At 66.8% G+C, this 24,980-nt stretch carries 8 protein-coding genes; all 8 read left to right on the top strand.

The window, feature by feature from the left end:
• The first annotated feature begins 255 nt into the window (after window positions 1-255).
• On the top strand, window positions 256-18,327 hold the full coding sequence (locus tag ACFWO8_RS03360; RefSeq protein ID WP_378941003.1) for a non-ribosomal peptide synthase/polyketide synthase: 18,072 nt from the start codon (window positions 256-258) through the stop codon (window positions 18,325-18,327).
• On the top strand, window positions 18,327-20,453 hold the full coding sequence (locus ACFWO8_RS03355) for an AMP-binding protein (RefSeq protein WP_378941001.1): 2,127 nt from the start codon (window positions 18,327-18,329) through the stop codon (window positions 20,451-20,453). Before ACFWO8_RS03360 ends, ACFWO8_RS03355 begins: the two co-directional genes overlap by 1 nt.
• The gene (locus ACFWO8_RS03350) at window positions 20,450-20,665 is read left to right on the top strand and encodes an MbtH family protein (RefSeq protein WP_266293539.1); all 216 of its coding nucleotides are present in this window, start codon (window positions 20,450-20,452) and stop codon (window positions 20,663-20,665) included. Before ACFWO8_RS03355 ends, ACFWO8_RS03350 begins: the two co-directional genes overlap by 4 nt.
• A gap of 474 nt (window positions 20,666-21,139) precedes the next feature.
• Window positions 21,140-21,475 (top strand): WXG100 family type VII secretion target, encoded by a 336-nt coding sequence (locus ACFWO8_RS03345; protein ID WP_378940999.1) that lies wholly within the window; start codon window positions 21,140-21,142, stop codon window positions 21,473-21,475.
• Window positions 21,472-21,771 (top strand): WXG100 family type VII secretion target, encoded by a 300-nt coding sequence (locus ACFWO8_RS03340; RefSeq protein WP_378940997.1) that lies wholly within the window; start codon window positions 21,472-21,474, stop codon window positions 21,769-21,771. The genes ACFWO8_RS03345 and ACFWO8_RS03340 overlap by 4 nt, the downstream gene beginning before the upstream one ends.
• A 3-nt stretch (window positions 21,772-21,774) precedes the next feature.
• Window positions 21,775-23,379: a hypothetical protein gene (locus ACFWO8_RS03335; protein WP_378940995.1), complete on the top strand. Its 1,605-nt coding sequence runs from the start codon at window positions 21,775-21,777 to the stop codon at window positions 23,377-23,379.
• A gap of 652 nt (window positions 23,380-24,031) precedes the next feature.
• Window positions 24,032-24,556: a DUF3558 domain-containing protein gene (locus tag ACFWO8_RS03330; RefSeq protein WP_378940993.1), complete on the top strand. Its 525-nt coding sequence runs from the start codon at window positions 24,032-24,034 to the stop codon at window positions 24,554-24,556.
• A gap of 30 nt (window positions 24,557-24,586) precedes the next feature.
• Complete coding sequence (locus tag ACFWO8_RS03325; protein WP_378940991.1) at window positions 24,587-24,979, top strand: hypothetical protein; 393 nt, start codon at window positions 24,587-24,589, stop codon at window positions 24,977-24,979.
• Window position 24,980: the final 1 nt, after the last annotated feature.

Below are 24,980 nucleotides of genomic sequence, written 5' to 3'. Positions count from 1 at the left end.
GACAGGCGCCCATGTGATGTAACTGACAAAAGCCGTTGGAGGAATGATCAACAGCTAGGCACCCGCGACGGACACCTCGTCCGTTGCCTCGGCGACCCTCGGTCGTCGATCTCGTCCACATGATCTGTCGGGGATCTTGCGCGAGTGTGGCGTCACGCCCACCGCGTTCATATCGAATCTTTCGGTTCACGAGGTGTATTCGTGCTGCCCGAAAACATTCGATCTGCTGTTCTTTCGCGATACGAGGAGGCTCTGGTGCACGGTACGGAGTTGGGTGGGTTCAGTGCGCGACCACAGGAAGCGCGGGTCGTCGGTCTGCCGTTTCCGCTGACCCCGGCCCAGCTGGGTGTCTGGTACGCGCAGCTGCTCGACCCCGATGTCCCGATCACCATCGCCCAGTACGTCGATATCGTCGGCGAGCTCGATGCCGATGTGCTGCAACAGGTTACGGCTGAGGCCGCGCACGCTTACGGTTCACCGCTGGTACGCATCGGCGAGTTCGACGGCGTCCCGCACCAGTACGTCGACCACACCATCGCGATCGAGCAGGAGCTGCCGCTGATCGATCTGCGCCACCACGACGACCCCGTGGCCGCCGCGCAGGAGTGGATGCGCGCGGAGTTCGGCGCCCCGATCGACCTGCTCACCGACCGGCTGGTGGCGGGTGCGGTATTGCGGGTCGGTGACGCGCGCTGGTTCTGGTATCTGCGCGGCCATCACATCGTGCTCGACGGGTACGGCGCGTTCGCCAACTCCCAGCGCATCGCCGAGCTCTACACCGCGCGGATGCGCGACACCCCGGCCGGCGAGCTGGTGCCGGGTGAGCTGTCCGTGCTGGTCGAGGGCGAACAGCGCTACCGTGAGAGCACCCGTTTCGTCGGCGATCGTGAGCACTGGGCCCAGCGCATCGCCGGCCTCGACAGCCCCACCGCGCTCGACGGCCGTACCGCGCCGCGTTCGGCGATCAACCTGGTGACCGGCGGGCGCCTGTCGGAAAAGCTGGTGGACCGGCTGGAAACCATTGCCGCCAGCGATGATTCGACGATCTCGGCGGTATTGCTCGCCGCCTTCGCCGCCTATCTGGGCCGCCTCACCGACCGTCCGGACGCGGTGCTGAGCCTGCCCGTCACCGCCCGCACCACCGCGGTCATGCGCCGCTCGGCGGGGATGCTGTCCAATATCGTGCCGCTGCGACTGCCCACGGGCGCGGCGGGTTCGGCCGCCACCTGGGGTGAACTGCTGCGCGCGGCGCGGGTCGAGGTGGCGGGTGCGCTGCGGCATCAGCGCTACCGTGCCGAGGACATCCGCCGCGACGCCGAAGACGACGGCCGCCCCGCCCGGCGCGCGCTGTTCGGACCGCTCGCCAACTTCATGCTCTTCCGCAGTGACCTCACGCTCGGTACCACCACCGGCCGCTACCGGGTGCTGTCCACCGGCCCGATCGAGGACTTGAGCCTCAATGTCTACTACGGCGACCGCGACCGCGTGCACGTCGACTTCGAGGCCAACCCGCACCTCTACGACGCCGACACCCTGGCCAGGCACCACGCCCGCTTCCTCGGCTTCCTCGAGCGCCTGGCCGCTGCCGACCTGGACACCGCGCTGAGCGCGATCGAGGTGGCGACCGAGCTGGAACTCCAGGTCAGCACGCGAATCTGGAATTCCACCCGGTTCGACGTCGACGCCGCGCTGGTCGAGCGTTCGGTGCCAGTGGCCACCCTGCCCGCCCTGTTCGAAGCCCAGGTCGCGCGCACTCCCGACGACGTGGCCGTGCGCATGGCGACGTCCTCGCACACCGACGCCGACCACGCGCATTCCGATGACGCGACGCTGACCTACCGCGAGCTGGCCCAGCGGGTCAATCGGCTGGCCCGGCGTCTGCGGGCGGACGGCATCGGTCCGGAATCGCTGGTGGCACTGAGTATTCGGCGTTCGCCCGAGCTGGTGGTGGCGATGTACGCGGTGCTCACCGCGGGCGCGGCCTACGTGCCGATCGATCCGGACCATCCGGCCGAGCGCATCGCGCACATCCTCGCCACCGCAGCCCCGGCCGCGGTGCTCACGACCACCCGCGACCGCGCGCCCGTCGACGGGCTGCCGGTGCTGGCCGTGGATGCGCTGGACCTGAGCGACTACGACGACGCCCCGCTGACCGACGCCGACCGCACCGCGCCGCTGCGCCCCGGTCACCCCGCCTATGTCATCTTCACCTCCGGCTCCACCGGTCTGCCCAAGGGTGTCGCGGTCGAGCACGCCGCGATCGTGAACCGGTTGGTGTGGATGCAGCAGACCTACCGGCTGCACGGCGTCGACGTGGTGCTGCAGAAGACCCCGATGACCTTCGATGTGTCGGTGTGGGAGTTCTTCTGGCCCTTGCAGATCGGTGCCACCTTGCTGCTGGCCGAGCCGGACGGCCACCGGGATTCCGGGTATCTGCGCCGGGTGATCGCGGAATACGGCGTCACCGTCGCACATTTCGTGCCATCGATGCTGGAAGTCTTTCTGGCCCAGCAGGAAATCGCCGAGCGCACCTCGCTGCGGCTGGTCTTCGCGTCCGGCGAGGCACTGCCCGCCGCGCCGGCCCAGCGGCTGCGGCTGCTGACCGGTGCCCGGCTGCACAATCTCTACGGCCCGACCGAGGCCGCCGTCGATGTCACCTTCCATGAGGTGAACGACAGCGACCGGGTCACGGTGCCGATCGGCGCGCCGGTGTTCAACACCCGGCTCCATGTTCTCGACTCACGGCTGCGGCCAGTTCCGGTCGGGGCTCCGGGTGAGCTGTATCTGTCGGGGGTACAGCTCGCCCGGGGTTATGTAGGACGTCCCGAGCTCACCGCCGGACGTTTCGTCGCAGCGCCCGCGGTTGTCGTCACCGACGCCGGGTCCGGTGTCGCTGTCGCGCACCCGCTGCCGGGTGAACGGATGTACCGCACCGGTGACCTGGTCCGCTGGACCACCAATGGCGAGCTGGAATACCTGGGGCGCACCGACTTTCAGGTGAAGCTGCGTGGTCTGCGGATCGAGCTCGGCGAGATCGAGGCCGTGTTGGAGAGCGTCGACTCCGCGGCGCGCGCCGTTGTGGTGGTCCGTGACGACGCGGGTGTCGGTGAGCAATTGGTCGCCTATGTGGTGGAAGCCGAGCCGGGCTCGGTCGCGATGGCTGATCTGCGCGAGACCGCGCTGCGCGCGCTGCCGGCCTACATGGTGCCCGCCGCGTTCGTGCTGCTCGATGCCCTCCCGGTGAACGCGTCGGGCAAGCTGGATCGCAAGGCCCTGCCCGCTCCGGTCCGCACCGTCGTCACCTACGCCGAACCCGTCGGCCCGGTGGAACAGGCGGTGGCCAGGGTGTTCGGCGAGGTACTCGGCCTCGACTGGGTCGGCCGCGACGACGACTTCTTCGCCCTCGGCGGCAACAGCCTGGTCGCCACCCAGGTCGCGGCCCGCCTCGGCGCCGACCTCGGCTGCCGCCTCGGCGTGCGCGATCTGTTCGGCGCGACCACCGTGACCCGCCTTGCCGCTGCGATCGCCGAACGCGACGACACCGGTGTCTCGGCCCAGCTCCCGGTGCTCACCGCGCGCCCGCGCCCGGCGTTGATTCCGCTTTCGCCCGCGCAGCAACGAATATGGTTCCTCAACCGCTTCGATCCCTCGGCCCCCGGCTACAACATGCCGTTCGTCATCCGTATGCGTGGCACCGCCGATCTCCCCGCCCTGGTCGCCGCCTTGCACGCGGTTGTCGACCGCCACGAAGCCCTGCGCACCGTGTTCCCCGCGGTCGAAGCCCCTGGTGGTGAGGTTGCCCAGCAGGTCATCGGCGACGCGGGACTGGTCCGCATCGGCGATCCCACCGAAGTGCCTGCCGCCGACCTCGACGCCGAGCTGACGCGATTCGCGCGCGCCGGGTTCGATCTCGAACGCGAAGCGCCTTTCCGGGCGGGCATCTTCGTCGTTACCGAGACCGCCGACACGGCTGTGGATAACTCCGCACCACGCCGATCGGACGTCGTCGCTGCGCCCATCGGCAGCGACGGTGTGGCGTTTGTCGCGGACGCGCGGGAGTGCGTCCTCGCTGTCGTGCTGCATCACATCGCGGCAGACGGTGTTTCGCTGCAGGTGCTGGTGCGTGACGTGCTCACCGCCTACCGCGCCGCCACCGACGGCGTCGACCCCGGTTGGTCGCCGCTGAGTGTGCACTACGCCGACTATGCCCTCTGGCAGCGCGAACTCCTCGGCGCCGAAGCCGATCTGCAGTCGCTGGCCGCGCGCGAAATCGCGTTCTGGGAACGGACTCTCGCGGGTCTGCCCGACCAGCTCGAGCTGCCGTCGGCCCGTCAGCGGCCGATCGAGCCGAGCATGCGCGGCGCGCGCACCGCCTTCACCATCGATGCCGACCTGCACCGTCAGCTCGCCGACCTGGCGCAGCAGGCAGGCGCCTCGCTGTTCATGGTCCTGCACACCGCACTGGCCGTGCTCCTCGCGCGCCTGTCCGGGACCACCGACATCGCCATCGGTACCGGTGTCGCGGGCCGCGGCGACCGCGCCATCGACGAGCTGATCGGCATGTTCGTCAACACCCTGGTGCTGCGCACCGAGGTCGACCCGGCCGCGAGCTTCACCGCCGCGCTCGAGCACACCCGCGAGACCGACCTGGCCGCCTTCGCGCACGCCACCGTTCCCTTCGATCGCCTGGTCGACGTCGTCAACCCGGCTCGCTCGCAGTCTCGTCACCCGCTGTTCCAGGTGGCGCTCAACTTCCAGGCCGTGCTCGACACCACTGTCGAACTGGCGGGCGCGCCGGTCACGGTGCATGAGATCGAACTCGACATCACCAAGTTCGACCTACAGCTCACTCTCGCCGAACGACGCGGTGCCGCAGGTGAACCCGACGGCATCGACGCCGTCGTTCTGTATGCCACCGACCTGTTCGGCGAACTCGAGATGCACACTCTCGGTGCGCGCTTCGTACGACTACTGTCCGCGGCGGTCACCGCCCCGAACACCGCGGTCGGCGACCTATCGCTGCTGTCGGCGCCCGAATATTCCCAGCTCACCGGTATGCGCGGAGCACCGGTAACCGCCACCGGTCTGCTTCCCGATCTGCTGGCCACGGCCGTCGCGGCCGGCCCGGATCGCGATGCCGTGACCGACGGCGACCGCACCCTCACCTACCGCGAACTCGACCGGGCGTCCTCACGCCTGGCCAGGGTCCTCATCGACAGTGGCGTCGGTCCCGACGACGTGGTCGCCGTCGCCATCCCTCGCTCCATCGAATCGGTTCTCGCGGTATGGGCTGTCGCCAAATCCGGTGCCGCTTGGCTGCCGGTCGACCCGAGCTATCCGCTCGATCGGATCACCCATATGGTGACCGATTCCGGTGCGCGACTGGGTCTTACCGTGCACGAGTCGCAGCCCGCGCTGCCCGGTCCGATCGACTGGTTGGTCCTCGACGAACTGAAGCTGATGGCCGAATGCGCCTGGCGTTCCAGTGATCCCGTCACCGACGCCGACCGTGCCCGACCGCTGTGCACCCAGCACCTCGCCTACGTCATCTACACCTCCGGCTCCACCGGCCTGCCCAAGGGCGTGCTGGTCACCCAGGCGGGCATCGCCGGTTTCGCCGCCGAGGAAACCGCCCGCATGTTCGGCACCGCCGACGCTCGCGTGCTGCAGGTCGGTTCCCCGTCCTTCGACATCTCGGTGATGGAATTCCTGCTCGCCGTGAACTCCGCCGCGACGCTGGTGATCGCGCCCCTGGGTCGCCACGTGGGAGATGAACTGGCCCAGCTCCTTTCGGAGCAGCGCGTCACCCACGCCCTGATGACGCCGTCCGGTCTGGCCGTGCTCGACCCCACCCGGCTCGACGCCCTTCGGATGGTGATGGTCGGCGGCGAAGCCTGCCCGCCCGACCTGATCGCCCGCTGGACAACCGGACCTGTCCCGCGCGCGTTCGTGAATGCCTACGGACCCTCCGAGACCACCGTCGCCACCAACATCAGCGCCCCACTCACCGCTGATTCCCCGCTGACCCTCGGCACGCCACTGCGCGGCATCACCCAGTGGGTGCTCGACGCGCGCCTGCGACCGGTCCCCACCGGCGTCGCAGGCGAGCTGTACGTCGCGGGCGCCCAGGTCGCCCGTGGCTATCGCTCCCGCGCGGCCCTCACCGCGGCGCGCTTCGTCGCCTGCCCGTGGGCACCGTCCGAGCGCATGTACCGCACCGGCGACCTGGTTCGCTGGACCACCGAAGGCACCATCGAATACCTGGGCCGCAACGATGACCAGGTCAAAATCCGGGGTTTCCGGATCGAACTCGGCGAGATCGAAACCGCCCTGCTCGCGCTGCCGTCGATCCGCCAGGCCGTCGTGCTCGTCCGCGCCGACGCGCACCGAGGCGACCAGCTCATCGCCTACCTCGTGCCCGCTGCGGGCGGAGCAGCGCCTGCGGCGGAGACAGTCGGTACCGATGTCGACGCGATCACCGCTGCCCTGCGTGGCACCCTCGCCCCGCACATGGTGCCGTCCGCGTTCGTCGTGATCGACGCGCTGCCGCTCACCCCCAACGGCAAGCTCGACCGCAGGGCGCTGCCGGAGCCGGTGTTCACCGCGCATGCCTTCCGTGCACCCGCTGTGGGTACCGAGTCCGTGGTGGCTCAGGTGTTCGGCGAGGTGCTCGGGGTCGAGCGGGTCGGTGCCGACGATGACTTCTTCGCGCTCGGTGGTAACTCCCTCGTCGCTACCCAGGTGGTGTCCCGCCTCGGCACCGCGCTCGGCCGCGCGGTGTCGCTGAAGGTGCTGTTCGAGGCGCCGACCGTCACTGCTCTCGCCGCCCTGCTCGGCTCCGCGGATGTGGTCGCGCCCAGGCTCGCGCTGGTGGCAGGTGAACGGCCGCACCGGATTCCGCTGTCCTACGCCCAGCAGCGCATGTGGTTCCTCAATCAGTTCGACGCCGAATCGGTCGCCGACAATATCGCCGCCGCGATCCGTCTGACCGGCGCCATCGACTACGTCGCGATGAATGCGGCCGTTGCCGCGGTCTTCGCCAGGCACGAGGCCCTGCGGACCCGCTACCCCGCCGTCGACGGCGTCCCGTTCCAGCAGGTGCTCGACGCAGGCCGGCTGACCATCACCCTCGAACCGCACTCGATCGCCCCGGTCGACCTCGACAACCGGATCCGCGCACTGGCCGCCATCCCGTTCTCGGTCGACCAGGAACCCCCGGTCCGCCTGCACCTGCTGCACACCGCCACCGATGAGCACGTCCTCGTGCTCGTGCTGCACCACATCGCCGCCGACGGCTGGTCCGTCGCGCCGCTGACTCGCGACGTGATGGTCGCCTACGCCGCCCACCGGGCAGGCGCCGCACCCCAGTGGACACCACTGCCGGTGCAGTACGCCGACTTCGCGTGCTGGCAGCGCGATGCGCTCGGCGACGAGGACGACGCCGATTCCGTCATGTCGCGGCAGATCGATTTCTGGACAACGGAACTGGCCGACCTCCCAGACCTGCTTTCCCTGCCGAGCGACCGCCCCCGCCCGGCCGTGGCCTCGGGTCGCGGTGCGCGCCAGACCTTCACGGTCCCCGCCGCGATCACCGAACGACTGCGCGGCATCGGCGCGCGAGCCAACGCCTCGCTGTTCATGGTGTTGCACACCGCATTCGCCGTCACACTCGCCAAACTTTCCGGCCAGCAGGACATCTCGATCGGCACTCCGGTCGCCGGTCGCGGCGATCAGGCGCTCGACGACCTGGTCGGCATGTTCGTCAACACGCTCGTGCTGCGCACCCAGCTCCGGCCCGAAGCCACCTTCGCCGAACTCCTCGGCACGGTCCGCGACGGCGACCTGCGGGCCCTCGCCAACACCGACGTCACCTTCGACCGACTCGTCGAGGTGCTCAACCCCGAGCGTTCGACCGCCAGGCACCCGCTGTTCCAGGTGATGCTCGACTTCCAGAACAACTCCCGAACCGAACTCGAACTCGCGGGCCTGACCGCCTCGGAAATCGAGATCGACACCCACACCGCCAAATTCGATCTGCAACTGACCCTGCGCGAGACCACCGACCGCCTGCACGGCCGCTTCGAGTACGCCACCGATCTCTTCGACGCGCAGACCATCACAGATTTCGGCACCCGCTTGCTGCGGATGCTGGATACGGTGACCGCCGATCCCAACGTCGTGATCGGCGACATCGACCTGCTCGACACCGCGCAGCGCACCCAGCTGCTCGACACCTGGAACGCCACCGCGTACCCGGTCGACGAGCGGATGACACTGGCCTCGCTGTTCACCGCGCAGGCCCAGCGCACCCCGGATGCGATCGCGGTGACCTTCGAGGGCGAATCGCTCGGCTACGCCGAGTTCGCCGCTGAGGTGAATCGGCTTGCTCGTCTGTTGATCTCGATCGGCGTCCGCCCCGATCGCACCGTGGCTCTCGGCATGCGCCGCTCGACCGACCTGGTCGTCGCGATGTACGCGGTCCTCGCCGCGGGTGGCGCCTATGTGCCGCTCGACCCCGACCATCCGGCCGAGCGCATCGCCCAGGTGATCGCCGCCGCCGACCCGATCTGTGTCCTGACCCGCGCGATCGACGACATCGATCTCTCCGCGGTGAACTCCGAAGCCGCGTCCGCCGTTCGGCCCGCGATTCTCGATCTCGAGCAACTCGACACCACCGACTACCCGTCCGAACCGATCACCGACGCCGACCGCCTCGCCACCCTGACCCCAGCGAACGCCGCCTACCTGATCTTCACCTCCGGCTCCACCGGTCAGCCCAAGGGCGTCGTCGTTTCCCACGCCGCCATCGTCAACCGCCTGGTGTGGATGCAGGACGCCTACCGCCTCACCCCCGACGACGCCGTATTGCAGAAGACCCCCGCTACCTTCGATGTGTCGGTGTGGGAGTTCCTCTGGCCCTTGCAGATCGGGGCCCGCCTCGTCCTGGCCCGCTCCGACGGTCACCGCGACCCGGCCTACCTGGCCCAGTTGATCGACATCGAACAGATCACCGTCGCCCACTTCGTCCCGTCGATGCTCGCGGTCTTCGTCGCCGCGCTCGACCGAGCCGATGCCCGCGGCGACGCGGCGAGCGATGCGATCGTGCGGGCCGTGACCACCGAAACGTCCGCCGGGACCTGCGCATCGCTGCGCCTGGTATTCGCCTCGGGCGAGGCACTGCCGCCCGCGCCTGCCCAACTACTGCGTCAGCGCACCGGTGCGGCTGTGCACAACTTGTACGGCCCCACCGAGGCCGCCGTCGACGTCACCTTCCATGAGGTGATCGACGCCGACACCGTCTCCGTCCCGATCGGCGCACCTGTGCACAACACCCAGGTGTTCGTCCTCGACGGTCGACTACACCCGGTCCCCGTCGGTGTTCCCGGCGAGCTGTATCTGGCAGGCACGCAACTCGCACGAGGCTATGCGGGTCGCGTCGATCTGACAGCGGACCGTTTCGTCGCCAACCCCTTCACCCCTGGCGAACGCATGTACCGCACCGGCGACCTCGTCACATGGACGAAGGACGGTGAACTGGAGTACCTGGGCCGCACCGACTTCCAGGTGAAGCTGCGTGGTCTGCGGATCGAGCTCGGCGAGATCGAAGCCGTACTGTCCGGACTTCCCGAAGTCACCCAGGCAGCGGTTGTCGTCCGCGACGAGACCCTGGTCGGGTATCTCGTCGCGGCACAACACGCCGACGTGGACGCGGTGAAGTCCACGCTGATCCGCACCCTGCCCGCCTACATGGTTCCCGCGGCATTCGTCGTCCTCGACGAATTTCCGCTCAACACCTCCGGCAAGCTCGACCGGAAGTCGCTGCCCGCACCGAGTTTCGAGACCACGGTCTTCCGGGCGCCGTCCACCGAAGTCGCGCGCATCGTCGCAGCCACCTTCGCCACGGTGCTCGGCTTCCCTGCCGATCGCGAAGTCGGCCTCGACGACGACTTCTTCGCCCTCGGCGGCAACTCCCTCAATGCCACCCAGGTCGCGGCCCGCCTCGGCGCCGCCCTCGACACCCAGATCCCGGTCCGGCTGCTGTTCGACGCACCGACCGTGGTCGACCTGGCCCACCGGTGCACCGCCCTGCGCGGGACCGGCGGCCGCCTCGAACTCACCGCTCGCGAACGACCCCAGCGGATTCCGCTGTCGGCGGCGCAGCGCCGGATGTGGTTCCTCAACCGCTACCTCGCCGACGTCGACGGCATCGGCGACGCTGTCGACAACATCCCCGTCGCGCTCCGGCTCACCGGCGACCTCGATATCGCTGCCATCGAAGCCGCCCTCGCCGACCTGGTCGCCCGGCACGAATCCCTGCGAACCAGCTACCCCGACGGGCCTGCGGGCGCCGAACAGCTGATCTCGGACACCACCGAACTCGCCCTGCGGCCCGAGACGATCACCGAGGCGGAACTACCCGAACGCCTGCTGGCCTGTGCCGCCGTTCGATTCGACCTCACCACCGAAATCCCGCTGCGCGCGGCCTTGTTCGCGGTGAACGGTGACCACGTGCTCGTCCTGGTGGTCCACCACATCGCCGCGGACGGCTTCTCGCTCGGCCCACTGGCCGCCGACCTGATGGCCGCCTACGCCGCCCGCCGCGACGGCGTCACCCCCACCTGGGCGCCGCTGCCGATCCAGTACGCCGACTACGCGCTCTGGCAGCACGAAAACCTGGGTGACCCCACAGATCCCGGCTCACTCGCGCACACGCAACTGGCCTTCTGGCGTCGCGGCCTCGCCGGTGTTCCCGAACAGCTCGAGCTGCCGACCGACCGTCCCCGCCCCGTCGAATCCACCTACCGTGGCGCCGTGCACCGCTTCCAGATCGACTCCGATCTGCACAGCGAACTGCGCGAACTGGCCCGCAAGCACGAGGCCACCCTGTTCAGCACCGTGCACGCGGCACTCGCCGTTCTGCTGGCCCGCCTGTCCGGCGGCAGCGACATCGCCATCGGTACTCCGGTCGCGGGCCGTGGCGAGGCCGCCCTCGACGGCCTGATCGGCATGTTCGTCAACACCCTGGTCCTGCGCACCCAGATCGACCCGCGCGCCGAATTCGAAACCGCCCTCGACGCCGTCCGGGCCGGCGACCTCGACGCCCTCTCGCACGCCGACATCCCGTTCGAGCAGGTCGTGGATGCCGTCGATCCGGCGCGAGCCCGCAACCGCCACCCGCTGTTCCAGGTGGCGCTGGCCCTGCAGAACTTCACCGTCCCCGCGCTGGAAGCCGCGGGACTGCGCGTCGAGCCGGTCGATTTCGATGCCGCCGTGGCGAAGTTCGACCTGCAGTTCACTATCGGAGAATCCGACGACATCGACGGCCGCGCGAACGGCATGTCGATCGAAATTGCCTACGCGACCGACCTTTTCGATGAAGGCAGCGTTGCCGTGCTGGCCCGCCGCTTCACCCAGGTGCTGGCCGCCGTCGTCGCCGACCCGACTGTCGTTGTCGGTGACATCCAACTGCTCAGCGCCGAAGAACAACAGCGCACCCTGCACGAGTGGTCGGCCACCGGCGCTTCGGTGGCCGCCACCGACACCATGGTGGACCGGTTCGCCCGCGTCGCCACCCTCGATCCGAACGCCATCGCCGTCAAGACGGGCGAGCTCGCCCTGACCTACGGCGAGCTCGACGCCTGGTCCAACCGGCTGGCCCGGCGTCTCGTCGCCGCGGGCGTCGGCCCGGAATCGCTGGTAGCGGTGGCACTTCCGCGCTCGGTGGAGCTGCCCGTCGCCCTGCTCGCCGTACTGAAGGCCGGCGGCGGTTACCTGCCGATCGACCCCAACTACCCCGCCGATCGCATCGAATACGTCCTCGACGACGCCCGCCCGCACTGCGCCATCACCAACGACGACACCGGCCTGGCACGCGACTGGTTCGGTGGCCCGGTCATCGACCTCACCGCGGCCGACCTGTCCGACTTCGCCGCCGAACCCCTGACCGACGCGGACCGGCGGATGCCACTTGCCGCCGCCAACGCCGCCTACGTCATCTACACCTCCGGCTCGACCGGCCGCCCCAAGGGCGTCGTTGTGCCGCACTCGAATGTTGTCGCACTGCTGGATAACACCGCGCAGCGCTTCGAGTTCGGCCCCTCGGATGTGTGGACGATGTTCCACTCCTATGCCTTCGACTTCTCGGTGTGGGAGCTGTGGGGCGCCTTGCTCCACGGCGGCTCGATCGTGCTGGTCGACTACTTCACCTCCCGCTCGCCCGAGCAGTTCCGCGAGCTGCTCCGCACTGAACGTGTCACCGTCCTCAATCAGACGCCGTCAGCGTTCTACCAGCTCATCGCCGCGGACCTGGCCACGCCGACACCCACCGAATACGCCTTGCGCACAGTGATCTTCGGCGGCGAGGCACTCGATCCCCAACGCCTGGCCGGCTGGTTCGCCCGCCACCCGGACTCGCCCCGCATGGTGAACATGTACGGCATCACCGAAACAACCGTCCACGCCTCCTACCGCGAGATCACCGCGAACACCGGCTCCGCCAGCGTGATCGGCGGCGCCATCGCGGGACTGGCAGTGCGCGTGCTGGATTCGCGTTTGCGTCCTGTCCCGCTCGGCGTTCCCGGCGAGATCTATGTCTCTGGCCCACAACTGGCCCGTGGTTACCTCGGCCGCCCTGATCTGACCGCGAGCCGCTTCGTCGCCGACCCCTACGGTCCTCCTGGATCCGTCGCCTACCGTTCCGGTGACCTGGCCCGCTGGACGATCGTGCCCGACGACGCCATCGAAGTGCTCGCGTCGTCACGCCCCACGCGGATCGACCTCGAATACCTCGGCCGCGCGGACCAGCAGGTGAACCTGCGTGGGTTCCGCGTCGAACTCGGCGAGATCGAGGCGGCGCTGCTGGACAGTTCGGTAGCCCCGCGCGAAGTCGCGGTGCTGGTCCGTACCGACCTCGTCGACGAGCCACGAATCGTGGCCTACCTGGTCGCGGCATCCGACCACCTCGACATCGCCGCGCTGCGCAAGGAGCTGGCCCGGACCCTGCCCGAGCACATGCTCCCGGCAGCCGTCGTGCCGGTCGACCGCATTCCGCTCACGGTCAACGGCAAGCTCGACCGTGCCGCACTCCCCGCGCCCGTCTTCGAGGCCACCGCCTACCGCAAGCCCGCCACGATCACCGAGCAGATCATCGCCGACGTCTACGCCGAGGTCCTCGGCCGTGCCGGCGACCAGCCGGTCGGCGCCGACGACGACTTCTTCGCCCTCGGCGGCAGCTCGCTGCTGGCGGCCAAGGCTGTGGCCCGTGTCGGTGCCGCCCTGGAACGGCGCGTCGGTGTGCGGACCCTGTTCGAGGCGCCGCGGGTCGTCGAGTTGGCCGCCGCGGTCGCTGCCCAGTCCACCGTCGATCGGCCCGCGCTCGTCGGCCGGGCCCGCCCCGAGGTCCTTCCGCTGTCCCCGGCCCAGCAGCGGATGTGGTTCCTCAACCGCTTCGACCGCGCGTCGGTGGCCTACAACATCCCGTTCGCGCTGCGCCTGAGTGGTGCGCTCGATACCGGTGCCTTGCGGGCCGCGATGGCCGATGTGGTCGCCCGGCACGAGTCACTGCGCACGATGTACCCGGTATCGCGAGCCGCGGGAACCGACGTCGACGGCACCCCGATGCAGTCGATCGTGGCAGCCGCCGATGCCGTCGCGTCGCTGGAACCGATCGCGATGACCGACGCAGATCTCCCCGCGGCGATTCGCGAACTGGCCGAGACCACCTTCGACGTCACCGCCGAGATTCCGGTGCGCATGCGCCTGTTCCAGGTGGCCGATACCGAATTCGTGCTGGCCGCCGTGATACACCACATCGCGGCCGACGGTTCCTCCATCGCACCCTTCGTCGCCGACCTGATGCGGGCATACACCGCCCGGCTCGCCGATACCGCCCCCGGCTGGGCACCGCCGGCCGTGCAGTTCGCCGACTACGCGCTGTGGCAGCGCGACCTGCTCGGCGATGAAGCCGACCCGGAATCCCTTGCCGCCCAGCAGGTCGGCTACTGGCACACCCAGCTCGCCGGACTGCCCGATCAGCTGGCCCTGCCGACCGACCGGCCGCGACCGGCCCGGCAAAGCCTGCGCGGCGACAAGGTGAGCTTCACCGTCGACGCCGAGCTGCACGCCGCGCTGATCGCACTCGGCCGTGGCAACGGCGCCACGCTGTTCATGGTGGTCCACGCGGCCTTCGCGGCCCTGCTGGCCCGGGTCTCCGGCACCGCCGATATCGCTGTCGGCACCCCGAACGCGGGCCGTGGCGAAGCCGAACTCGACGAGGTCATCGGCATGTTCGTCAACACCATCGTGCTGCGCACCCCGGTCACGGGTGACGCCCCGTTCACCGACCTGCTCGCCGCGGCCCGCACCGCCGACATCGCCGCGTTCTCACACGCCGATGTGCCGTTCGAGCGGTTGGTCGAGGTGCTCAACCCGGCCCGTTCCACCGCGCGGCACCCACTGTTCCAGGTCGGCTATTCGTTCCAGAACCACGAGCGCGGCCACCTGGAACTCCCCGGCCTCACCGTCTCCAGCATCGAATTCGACTCCGGCGTAGCGCAGTTCGACCTGCACCTGTTCGCCCTCGACAACTACACCGCCGAGGGCGCCCCAGCGGGCATCGAGATGGCTCTCGGCTACGCCACCGATCTGTTCGACGCCGGAACTGCCGAACGATTCGCCGATCAGCTGCGCCGCATTCTCGAATCCGTCACCGCCACACCGGATGTCGTCGTCGGCGACCTCGACCTGCTCGGCGACGACCGCACCCTGCTCCTCGGGACGTGGAACAACACCGCTCATCCGGTCGAGCAGGCCACCCTCGCTGATCTGGTCGCCCGCCAGGCGAACCGCACCCCGGACGCGCTCGCGCTGGTAGACGACGAGACCGGCGAATCCCTGGACTACGCCACCTTCGATGCCCAGGTCAACCGTGTCGCTCGGCTCCTGATCGCCGAGGGTGTCGGCCCGGAGCGCACGGTCGTGCTGGCCATGCGGCGCGGCATCGACCTCGTGATCGCCATGCACGCCGTCGTCCGGGCGGGTGGCGCGTACGTGCCGATCGACCCCGACCACCCTGTCGACCGCATCGCCTACATCGTCACCACCGCGGCACCGCTGTGCGTACTCACCACCGCCGCCGACGGCCTGCCGGTCTCCGTGGACGTACCTGTCTTCGAACTGGATCACCGGGCTCTGCGAGATCTCTCGACGGCCCCGGTGACCGATGCCGAGCGCATCGCCCCACTGCGCCCCGAGCACCCCGCCTACATCATCTTCACGTCCGGTTCCACCGGTCGTCCCAAGGGTGTCACCGTCCCGCACGCCGCGATCGTCAACCAGATCGCCTGGCTGCACGACCGCTTCACCATGACCACCGCCGACCGCGTTCTCCTGAAAACCCCCGCCACCTTCGACCTCTCGGTCTGGGAGTTCTGGTCCCCGCTCACCTCCGGCGGCGCTCTGATCGTTACTCGTCCCGGCGACGAACGCGATCCAGATCGTCTGCGCGCCACCATGACCCGACACGGCGTCACAGTCCTGCACGCGGTGCCGTCACTCGTCGGCATGCTGCTGGCGACCGAAACCGCACCGGCACTGCCTGATTCGCTACGCGCCGTTCTCGCCATCGGCGAAGCACTGCCCGCTGCCACGGCCGCCCAGTTCCGTGCGGGCGGTACGGAAGCTGTCTTGCACAACCTGTACGGCCCGACCGAGGCCGCGGTCTCGATCACCGAATACGAAGTGGCCCACGACCCGACGCACGTGGTCCCGATCGGCACACCCGCCTGGAACAGCGCCGTGTACGTCCTCGACGCTCGACTTCGCCCGGTCCCGATCGGCGTAGCAGGCGAGCTCTACCTGTCCGGTGACCAGCTGGCCCGCGGCTACCGGGGTCGCCGGTCGTTGACCGCCGACCACTTCGTCGCCAACCCCTTCACGACCCTTTCCGCCGGGGCAGGACACCGCGGCGTCGGATCGCGGATGTACCGCACCGGTGACATCGTGCGATGGCGAGCCGACGGCACCCTCGAATACCTCGAACGCGCCGACTTCCAAGTCAAGATCGGTGGCTTCCGCATCGAACTCGGCGAGGTCGAAACAGCCCTGCTGCGCTGTGCCGAGGTGCGCGCCGCGGTCGCCGTGGCCAAGACCGACGAGCGTGCGGGCGCCCGCCTGATCGCCTACGCGGCGGTCGCCGACCTGACTCCGGGCGACGAACAAGCCATCGCGGCCCGACTGCGTGGCGAGCTCGCCGCCGACCTGCCCGCTTACATGGTGCCCGCCGCCCTGGTGGTGCTCGATGCGTTGCCCCTCAACGCCAACGGCAAGGTCGATCGCGCCAACCTGCCGGCACCCGAGTTCGCCGAGGCAGCCTTCCGTGCTCCGGTCAGCGCGGTCGAAATGCTTGTCGCCCAGACCTTTATCGACGTGATCGGCGCCCCGGCCGTCGGCCTGGACGACGACTTCTTCGCCCTCGGCGGCAACTCGCTCATGGCAACTCGTCTGGCCGCCCGCCTCGGCGCCGCACTCGGCGCCCAAGTCCCGGTAGCGGCGGTATTCGACGCCCCCACGGTCGCCGCACTGGCCGAACACCTCGCCACCGCCGACCACACAACCGCCCGCCCCCCACTGACCACACGCACCAGCGAAGGCCCCGCGGTCCTCTCACCCGCGCAGCAACGCATGTGGGTCCTGCACCAGCTGTCGCCCCAGTCCTCGGCCTATCACATCCCGGCCGCGATCCGCCTCACCGGCGACCTCGACCTACCCGCCCTGCAAGCGGCGATCGCCGACCTCCTGGCTCGGCACGACACCCTCCGCACCCGCTACCCGGATACCGCTGCGGGCCCGGTGCAGCAGGTGATGCCCGCCTGGTCCGCCGCCGTCGATCTCACCCCGATCCCGGTCGCGGCCGCGGATGTCGACACCCGGATCGCGGCCCTCGTCGCGCAGCCGTTCGACATCACCGCCGCACCCCCGGTCCGGGTCGCGCTCTACCGGCTGGGAGGCGACGATCACGTCCTCGTCGTCGTGGTGCATCACATCAGCGCCGACGGCTACTCGATCGACCCGCTCACCCGAGACCTGGTGCGCGCCTATGTGGATCGCAGCGAAGGGCGTGAGCCCGGCTGGAACCCGCTGGAAATCCAGTACGGCGACTTCAGTACCTGGCAACGCGACCTGCTCGGCTCCGACGCCGACCCGGACAGCGTGCTCACCCAGCAGCTCACCTACTGGACCCGCGAACTCGCCGGCGCGCCCGAACTGCTCACCCTGCCGACCGACCGTCCACGCTCATCCCGGCGTGAAATGCAGGGTGCGACCGTCGAATTCGAGATCGATGCCACGCTCACTCACAGTCTCGATCAGGTAGCCCGCACCAACGGAACCACCCTGTTCACGCTGGTCCACAGCGCCATGGCGGTGCTGCTGGCCAAGCAATCCGGCAGTGCGGACATCATCATCGGTGCCCCGGTATCCGGTCGTGGCGCCCGCGAGCTCGACGACCTCGTCGGCATGTTCGTCAACACCGTGGCCCTGCGCACCGAGATCGACTCACGCGCACCGTTCACCGACCTTCTGGCCCAGGCCAAGCGCCGTGACCTGGCCGCCCTCTCGCACGCCGACGTCCCGTTCGAGCAGGTAGTCGATGCCATGGGCCGCACCCGCACCGGTGCCTACACCCCGCTGTTCCAGGTGATGTTGACCTTCCAGAACATGCCGCCGGGCGGTGTCGACCTACCGGGCCTACACGTTCGAACCCTTGACCCCGGCCTGACGGAAGCCAAGTTCGACCTGCACCTCACTGCCCTGCAGCGTTATGCGGACAACGGCACCCTGGACGGACTCGACGTCCACTTCGGTTACGCCACCGACCTTTTCGACGCGTCGACGGTCGAAGCGCTGGCCGAACGATTCCGCAAGGTCCTCACCGCCGTCGCCGCCGATCCCACTGTCGCGGTGCGCGCCATCGACATGCGCACCGACACCGAGAAGACCCCACTACCGAGCACCCACACCATCGCCGATCTGCCGGGCCTCGTCGGCTCGGCAGCTCGGCTCGCGCCGGCGACCGTGGCATTCGTCCACGGCGAGCACGCCATCTCCTACGGAGCACTCGACGCCAAACTCGCCGCGGTGAGCAGGGCGATGGGAGCGAAGATGAAACCTGAAGCGCTGGTGAACGTCGCGCTGGCCGGGCTGGTGCCCGGCGTGCTCGCCGCACTCGGCGCCGCAGGTCTGTCTTCCACTCTGCAAACACTGGTGACCGATGCTGCCGCGGTAATCGCCGGGGCAGGGTCGGTTGACGACTCGGAAGGACAACTCTGATGTCGCACACGGATTCGGTCACGACCGCCGCCACCCTCGCCGCGCTCCTGCGTGACCTGGACGGCGACCGGCCACGTGACCCGGCGACCCTGCTCGCCGCCTTCTCCACCTATGCCGACCGCGAGCCCGATACCCTCGCGGTGCGCGACGGCGAAATAGCGCTCACCTACGGCGAATTGGCCGTGCGAGTCGATGCGCTGGCCGCGGCTCTCGTCGAGCACGGCATCGAACCCGAGACCACCGTCGCGGTCTCGCTGCCACGCTCGGCCGAACTCGTCGTCGCCGTGCACGCGGTGCTCGCCGCGGGTGGTGCCTTCGTCCTGCTCGACCCGGCTACCTCCGGCGACCTGCAGCGACGCGCCGTCGCACTGGCCGCGCCCGCCTTGATCCTCACCAGCGCCGGAACACCGCACCCCACCGGGTTCCCGGTTCTGTACACCGATGCCACCGTCGATATCACCCCCGATGAGCTACCGGGGCCGAGTGCGGACAACCCGGCCTACCTGGTGGTCGATGTTGTCGCGTCGACCGCCGTAGTCGTCGGACATCGTGCGGCACAGGCGAATTCGAATTGGCGCCAACGGCTCTGCGGTATCGGTGCGGGCGACTCCGTGCTCTGGCACGCACCGCTGACCGGACAGGCCGCAGTGGGGGAGATGCTGCTCGCGCTGCAGACCGGCGCCACGCTGGTGGTCTCGCCTTCGGAAGTGCTCGCCGACGCGATTGTCCGAACCGGCGTCACCACAGCATGTTTCGATCATTTCGAGCTTGCCGAACTGGCGGCGCTGCCCGATGCCGAGGAACGTCTCGACTCGCTGCGTGTGGTGCTCGGCTCGGGCGGGTCACTGCTCGCGAAAACCGCCGCCGCCCTGCGCGAGGTGAGCGGAGCGACCCTGTGGCACGTCTACGGCAGGCCCGAAACCGCGGGCGAGTTCGTCGCGCACGAGGTGACCGGCGCCGACCTCGAGGTGGTCCCGTTCGGATCAGCGGCCGACGATGTCGAACTCCTTGTCCTCGACGAGCACCTGTGCCCTGTCGCCGACGGCGAGATCGGCGAACTCTATGTCTCCGGTGTGCAATTGGCGCGCGGCTACGTCGGCAGGCAGGCCACCGCCGCGACGTTCCTCGCCAACCCCATCGGCCCGGTGGACGACCGGATGTTCGCCACCGGCGACCTGGTGCGCCGCAGGCCGCCGGGCGACGCCTGGACCGCCGAAATCGAATTCGTCGGCCGCATCGACGACGGGCCCTATTCCCGTTCGGTCGGCCTCCCCGGTGAGCTCCTGCTCGACGAGTTCGAAGCGCAAGCCACCACAACCCCTTTCGACCCGGCCGTCGTCCACGCGCCCAGCGACGGCCCGACCTCGATCATCACCTACGGTGACCTCGACCGGCGCACCAACCAACTGGCCAGGTACCTGATCGCACTCGGAATCGGACCGGAATCGGTGGTGCTCGTGGATGTGCCACGTTCCATCGAGTTCGTGGTCGCTGCCTACGCGGTCCTCAAAGCCGGTGGCGCGGTGGTGCCGATAGACACCGCGAACCCGCTGCTCCCACCGGTTGTCAATCCGGCACTGACCCTGACCATCGCCGCCCGCGAACATCTCGGGACATACGACATCCCGACGGTCACGATCGACCGGGTCGCCCTGTCGGGCTACTCCAGCGAACCGATCGCCCGCAGCGAACATCGCGCCCCGATCCTGCCGCAGCACCCCGCCTTCGTGCTGTTTCCCCCCGGGAAAACGCACAGCGTCACCATCAGCCACGCCGCCGTCGTCCACCGGGTAACCGCCATGCAGGCGCGCCACAACCTCACCACCCGCGACGTCTACCTGTACCAAGCCCACACCGGCGACGCCACCGCCTGGCACGGCTACCTGCTACCCCTGCGCGTCGGCGCGACCGTGGTTCTCGCCGAACCACCCGACCCGGCCCGGCTAGCCGCCCTCATCACCGCCTACGGCATCACCACCACCGACTTCACCCCCCACTTCACGCCAGCCCGCCGCACCCACGGCGACCGCCTGTTCCGCACCAGCGAGCTGGCCCTCCACGAAATCGAAGGCACCCCAGCAGCATTCACCCACCTCGGCACTCTCATCAGAAAGGCCACCCCATGACCAACCCGTTCGACGACGACAACGCCCAGTTCTACGTCCTGGTCAACACCGAAGGCGAACACTCCCTCTGGCCCACCTTCGCCGCCGTCCCCGGCGGCTGGACAGTGGCCTTCGGCGCCGCCCCCCGAACCTCCTGCCTGCACTACGTCGAATCCCACTGGCTCGACATGCGCCCCAACTCCCTCATCGCGGCCATGTCCAACAAACCCTGAGGGATCAGCCCACCGAGGATGCGTGTGGCGATCTTGGACCCAGTCGAAGGTCGCACGTACGCACCTGGTCGGTTCGGGAGTGCACGTACGACGAAGGTGCTCGCAGGAGGCTGGGTTGACAGGGTTGTCTGTCCCTCGGTCGGGCTCTCCGGTAACGACCGACAGGAGCGGCCAGCCCAGGACACGACACGGGTAGCCCGTCGCCAGGGCGTTGGCTTCGAATTGCTCCAAAGTATCGCTGATCTTGCGACTCGAGGCGCTAGCAACTAGCGAGTTCTCGCTCTGGCCAGTCACTTCTGCATGACGTACCCAACCGGCGAACACCTTGCCGCAATCACGTTCGCGTGTCGCGACTCACTGCTACAGATCGACACAAATCCGCACCTTGTCCCATCATTCTGGGGCCTGTCAGGCCGATCGTGGTCCATCCTTTACGTCGCAACAAGGCTGCGGACGTAGGCTATAGTGCAAGACATGAGCTCGCAGGGGGATAGCGCCAATTCGTCGGGCGAATTCGTGCTCGTGGCCGACGAAGTGCGTGTTTTTGCTGAAAATGCTGTCAGTGTCGCGGCGGCTGTTCGTGCCGCATTGCAGACGGCTACTGGTGATGTCGAAACGTTGACAAGCGGTGGATGGAGTGGCACGGCGGCCCAGGGCTTTTTCGAAGTATGGGAAGGGCTGAGCGATCAAGGGCAGTCCATAGCAACATCGATAGCCCAGCTAGCTGCAAAATTAGGAATATCAATAGACAGCCTTGAAACTCAAGATGTGCAACGCGCGGCAACTATATCTTCGCTGGACCTTCCGTGAGCGAAGAGTTTTCCGTCGACCTCGATGAGTTGGATCAGATTGTCACGAGACTGAGCGCGCTCTCTGGATTCTTAAGCGATCAGGTGAATGCTTTGGATGCTGGTCTGGCCAAAGTATCCGCCGGCAGCTGGGTCGGAGTAGCCGCCGGCGCCTATGCGGACGCGCAGCGTGACCTTGGTAAGTCGGCGCGCGAATTTTCGACGAGCATCTCAGGCTTGGCCGACCGGGTCAAATATGCTCGACAACAGTACGAAGATGCAGCTACGGTGAATATTGACATGTTCCGAGGGGCTTGAGCCATGGTTCGCGTTGATCCTGAAAAATACTATGGAGCGGCATCGGCGCTGTTCGGTATCGTCACCGATATGAGTTTCGCGGTAAATCAAGTGCTGGTACCGGGAATCTCGGGCACGTTCGGAATGGGTGGAGGTTATCCGGCAGTTTCCGGGTGGAATGCGAAGTATGCAACGCATGCGGATGAGCTGGCGGCAACAGCTGTCGCGTACGTCGGTGCTGTGCAGCAATTGGGCGACATGGTAAATATGGCCGGTTATAACTGGGAAGTGGCGAACTATAACGCCAATCCAGGACCGAAGAAGGGCACTCAGCCGGAGAAGCCGAAATTGACTGCTGGATCGCCGTTCGGACCCAATGGTATAGCCGAGGCGCCAAGGCCATCGAGCACCGCAGCGAGTTCATCCGGCCTCTCTGTGTGGCCCAGTACTGCGGGAGATAAAATACGAGAATTGCTAGTCGCATCTGGAGCCACGCCACCCTACGGCGATACTTCGACCTTGAACAAGGCAGCCTCGGGGTGGGTGAAATTCTCCGAGTACGGCGCCGTTGCTGATGGCCCTACGAAGTTGCAAACGATTGCAGACAATTTTTCCGATATCGATGCCGGTGATGTGGCATACATTGTGGATCTCATCAACGTGATGAAGGCCGGTGCTTCGGCTGTAATAGCGGCAAGCGCGGGCATGGGAAACGCGACCCGGGGTCACCATGATGAATTGATTAGTCTTCGGACATTAATAGTCGAGACGGCGCCGACGGTATTTGCTGATGCCGGAGGTGCCACTGCTAAGTCTGGGAACTGCGGAGTTTCGGTAATGCCTACGACGGCTCCAGATGCTCAACAGCAAGAGGCCGCATCGACTGCATTCGTTGGTATTATCACTAGCCACTCGCTCATGTCTTTGCTCGCTGCTGCAAAATTTGATGGCATGGAAGGTATGTCGATAAAGTCGCGGCTTGAATCGATTGCTGCACTCAGTGATGACTCGGCTATTAAGGTTGCGAGCTGGAAAGAGGAGCCGAAGCGTTGTGTACGGAAGGATCAGAATCAAAAGGCGCTAGATCCTCTTGTTCAACAGTGGGTCGACGCATCGGTGAAGTACGGCAACGAGGCGGGAATCGATCCACAGCTCGTCATGACAATTGTTCTGAATGAAGGCGGCTATCGGTCCGATACGCCTATTGAGAAGTGGGCAAGTGATCGGTATGATGCGGCACGAGCCGGGACCAATGATCTGCGAAGCAATTCGATCGGCCTGACTAACATGAAGAAGGAAACATTTGAGAAATTGAAGAGCGAGTACCCGGCGGAGTTCGGAAATAGAAACTGGGGCGAGCTCGCTGGTGACAACGAGCTTGCGATCAAGGCCGCTGCCTATAGTTTGAAACGTGTTGATGCGAACTATGCCTCGGGTATGACGGATGAACTGAGGGGGCAGATGACGCACAGTCAGTTCATGGCACTCGGATACAACGCTGAATCGTATCTCGACGATTACGTCCAAGCTGGCAAGGTCGGGGACGCTGGGCGTAAGTACATCGGCATGACAGACGAACGCTATCCGGTAGCACAGCAGTTGCTTGGCGGTACCTACTCGTGCAGCTGAATCGACGTTCTATTGCATTCACGGTCATCGTTCTCACGGCACTCGGATCGTTATTCTGGTGGGCACTTCTTAGGCCCTCCGAAACCGGTCGACTAATGTCGAATACCATCGTTGATGGGTATTCTCTACTGCATGATGGGGATGAATCAGGAGGCGCAGGACCTGCGACGGTTGCATTCTTTATCGGACCTCCTGTCGCCGATATCCGCGAGTCTGTACATATAGACGGCTTGACTTGGGTACCTTCGAAATTAGTGGATCATGCTGCTGAAGAAGGAAAGTCAATCGGTCCGCTCAAGCCGGTAGCTTATGGCGAACTTCCTGGAAATTGTCATATATCGGTCCGGAAGGTACTTGACGGGGCTCAGATCCGTAGCTGGGCAACCGACCGCCAGGTTCTGGAAGTAGGCAGCGGTACGTTGGAGGCCTACCGCTTCAGTTATACCTGCGGTGACGGGTAGCGTGGCTTTCGAGCCCACTTGTACGTACGGCGTTGTTGGCGGTGTCAGGATTTCGGGACAGGGACGGTCGGTCTTTCACTGCTCAATTAGAGTACGGAGGCACAGGTCAGCTCGGGAGGGCATCTCGATGGAACCTAACCCGGTGGCCGTGCGTCTAAGACATCGAGTGATGTTTGCGGAAGAGGAGAGAGATGATGCGACTGGCCGCCATTGTGGTTGGGGGGTGCGCTGTGTTGGCGCTCGCTGGGTGCTCGAAGGGGGTGGATGGGCAGGCGGAGGCTAGTGTGGCTCCGTTGACCAAGGAGCAGTTGTTCGATCCGTGCACGGTGCCGGAGAGTGCACTGGTCGCGGCGGGGGCTGATCCTGCGTCGAGGGACGACAACCCGTTCTCGGTGGGGCGCGAGGATTGGAATGGGTGCGATTGGGATGCGGACGACTACTTTATTGGGATTATCTCCACCACTCACACCCTCGATGAGTTTCGTGCGAACGATCGATTCAGTGACTTCCGTGACGTCACGGTCGGTGGCCGAAGCGCGGTACAGCACTACGTTGGTTCACAGTCACCACCGAACGAATGTCAGATCACCTTCGATACCTCGAAGGGGCGGGTTTCGGTATCGGCCATGAGGTTCTTGAGCAGCAAGTCGACGACCGACCCTTGCCAGTGGGCAAACGCTGCCGCGCCACATTTTGTGGACTTCCTCCCGAAATAGCGGCACCACTCTTTTCAAAGGACTATTTCGATGGCGGATACAAACGAAATCGCGCAGCGTTTCCAGACGCTTGCTGGCGAAGCTGCTGCGGGATGCCTCATCATTGAATTCGATTCGGCCGAACGCTGCGCTAAATGGTGCGAAGATTATATCGACGACCTCAATAACCTTGCTCGCCGAACACAGCGAATGGTCACGATCGATTCGTTCGGAAACCTGGACTCGGCCAAGGCGCTCGGGAAGAAGTTCGCCGACCTTGCTGAGGGCGGCCCGGGCACCGGTTCGTACATCGATGCGGCTCGACAGCACATCGAGATCCTCACCCAGATGGCTGACATGTACCGCAAAGCTGGTGCCGCATACAAGAACTGCGACGAAGCCACGCAGATCGCCATCAAGCAGCAGGCCAACAAGCTCGACTGAG

Origin of the sequence: Nocardia sp. NPDC058480 (genome assembly GCF_042720495.1) — a bacterium.
Taxonomy (GTDB): Bacteria; Actinomycetota; Actinomycetes; order Mycobacteriales; family Mycobacteriaceae; genus Nocardia.
The sequence above is the reverse complement of the archived record's forward strand: the minus strand, read 5'-3'. Positions and strand labels throughout refer to the sequence as shown.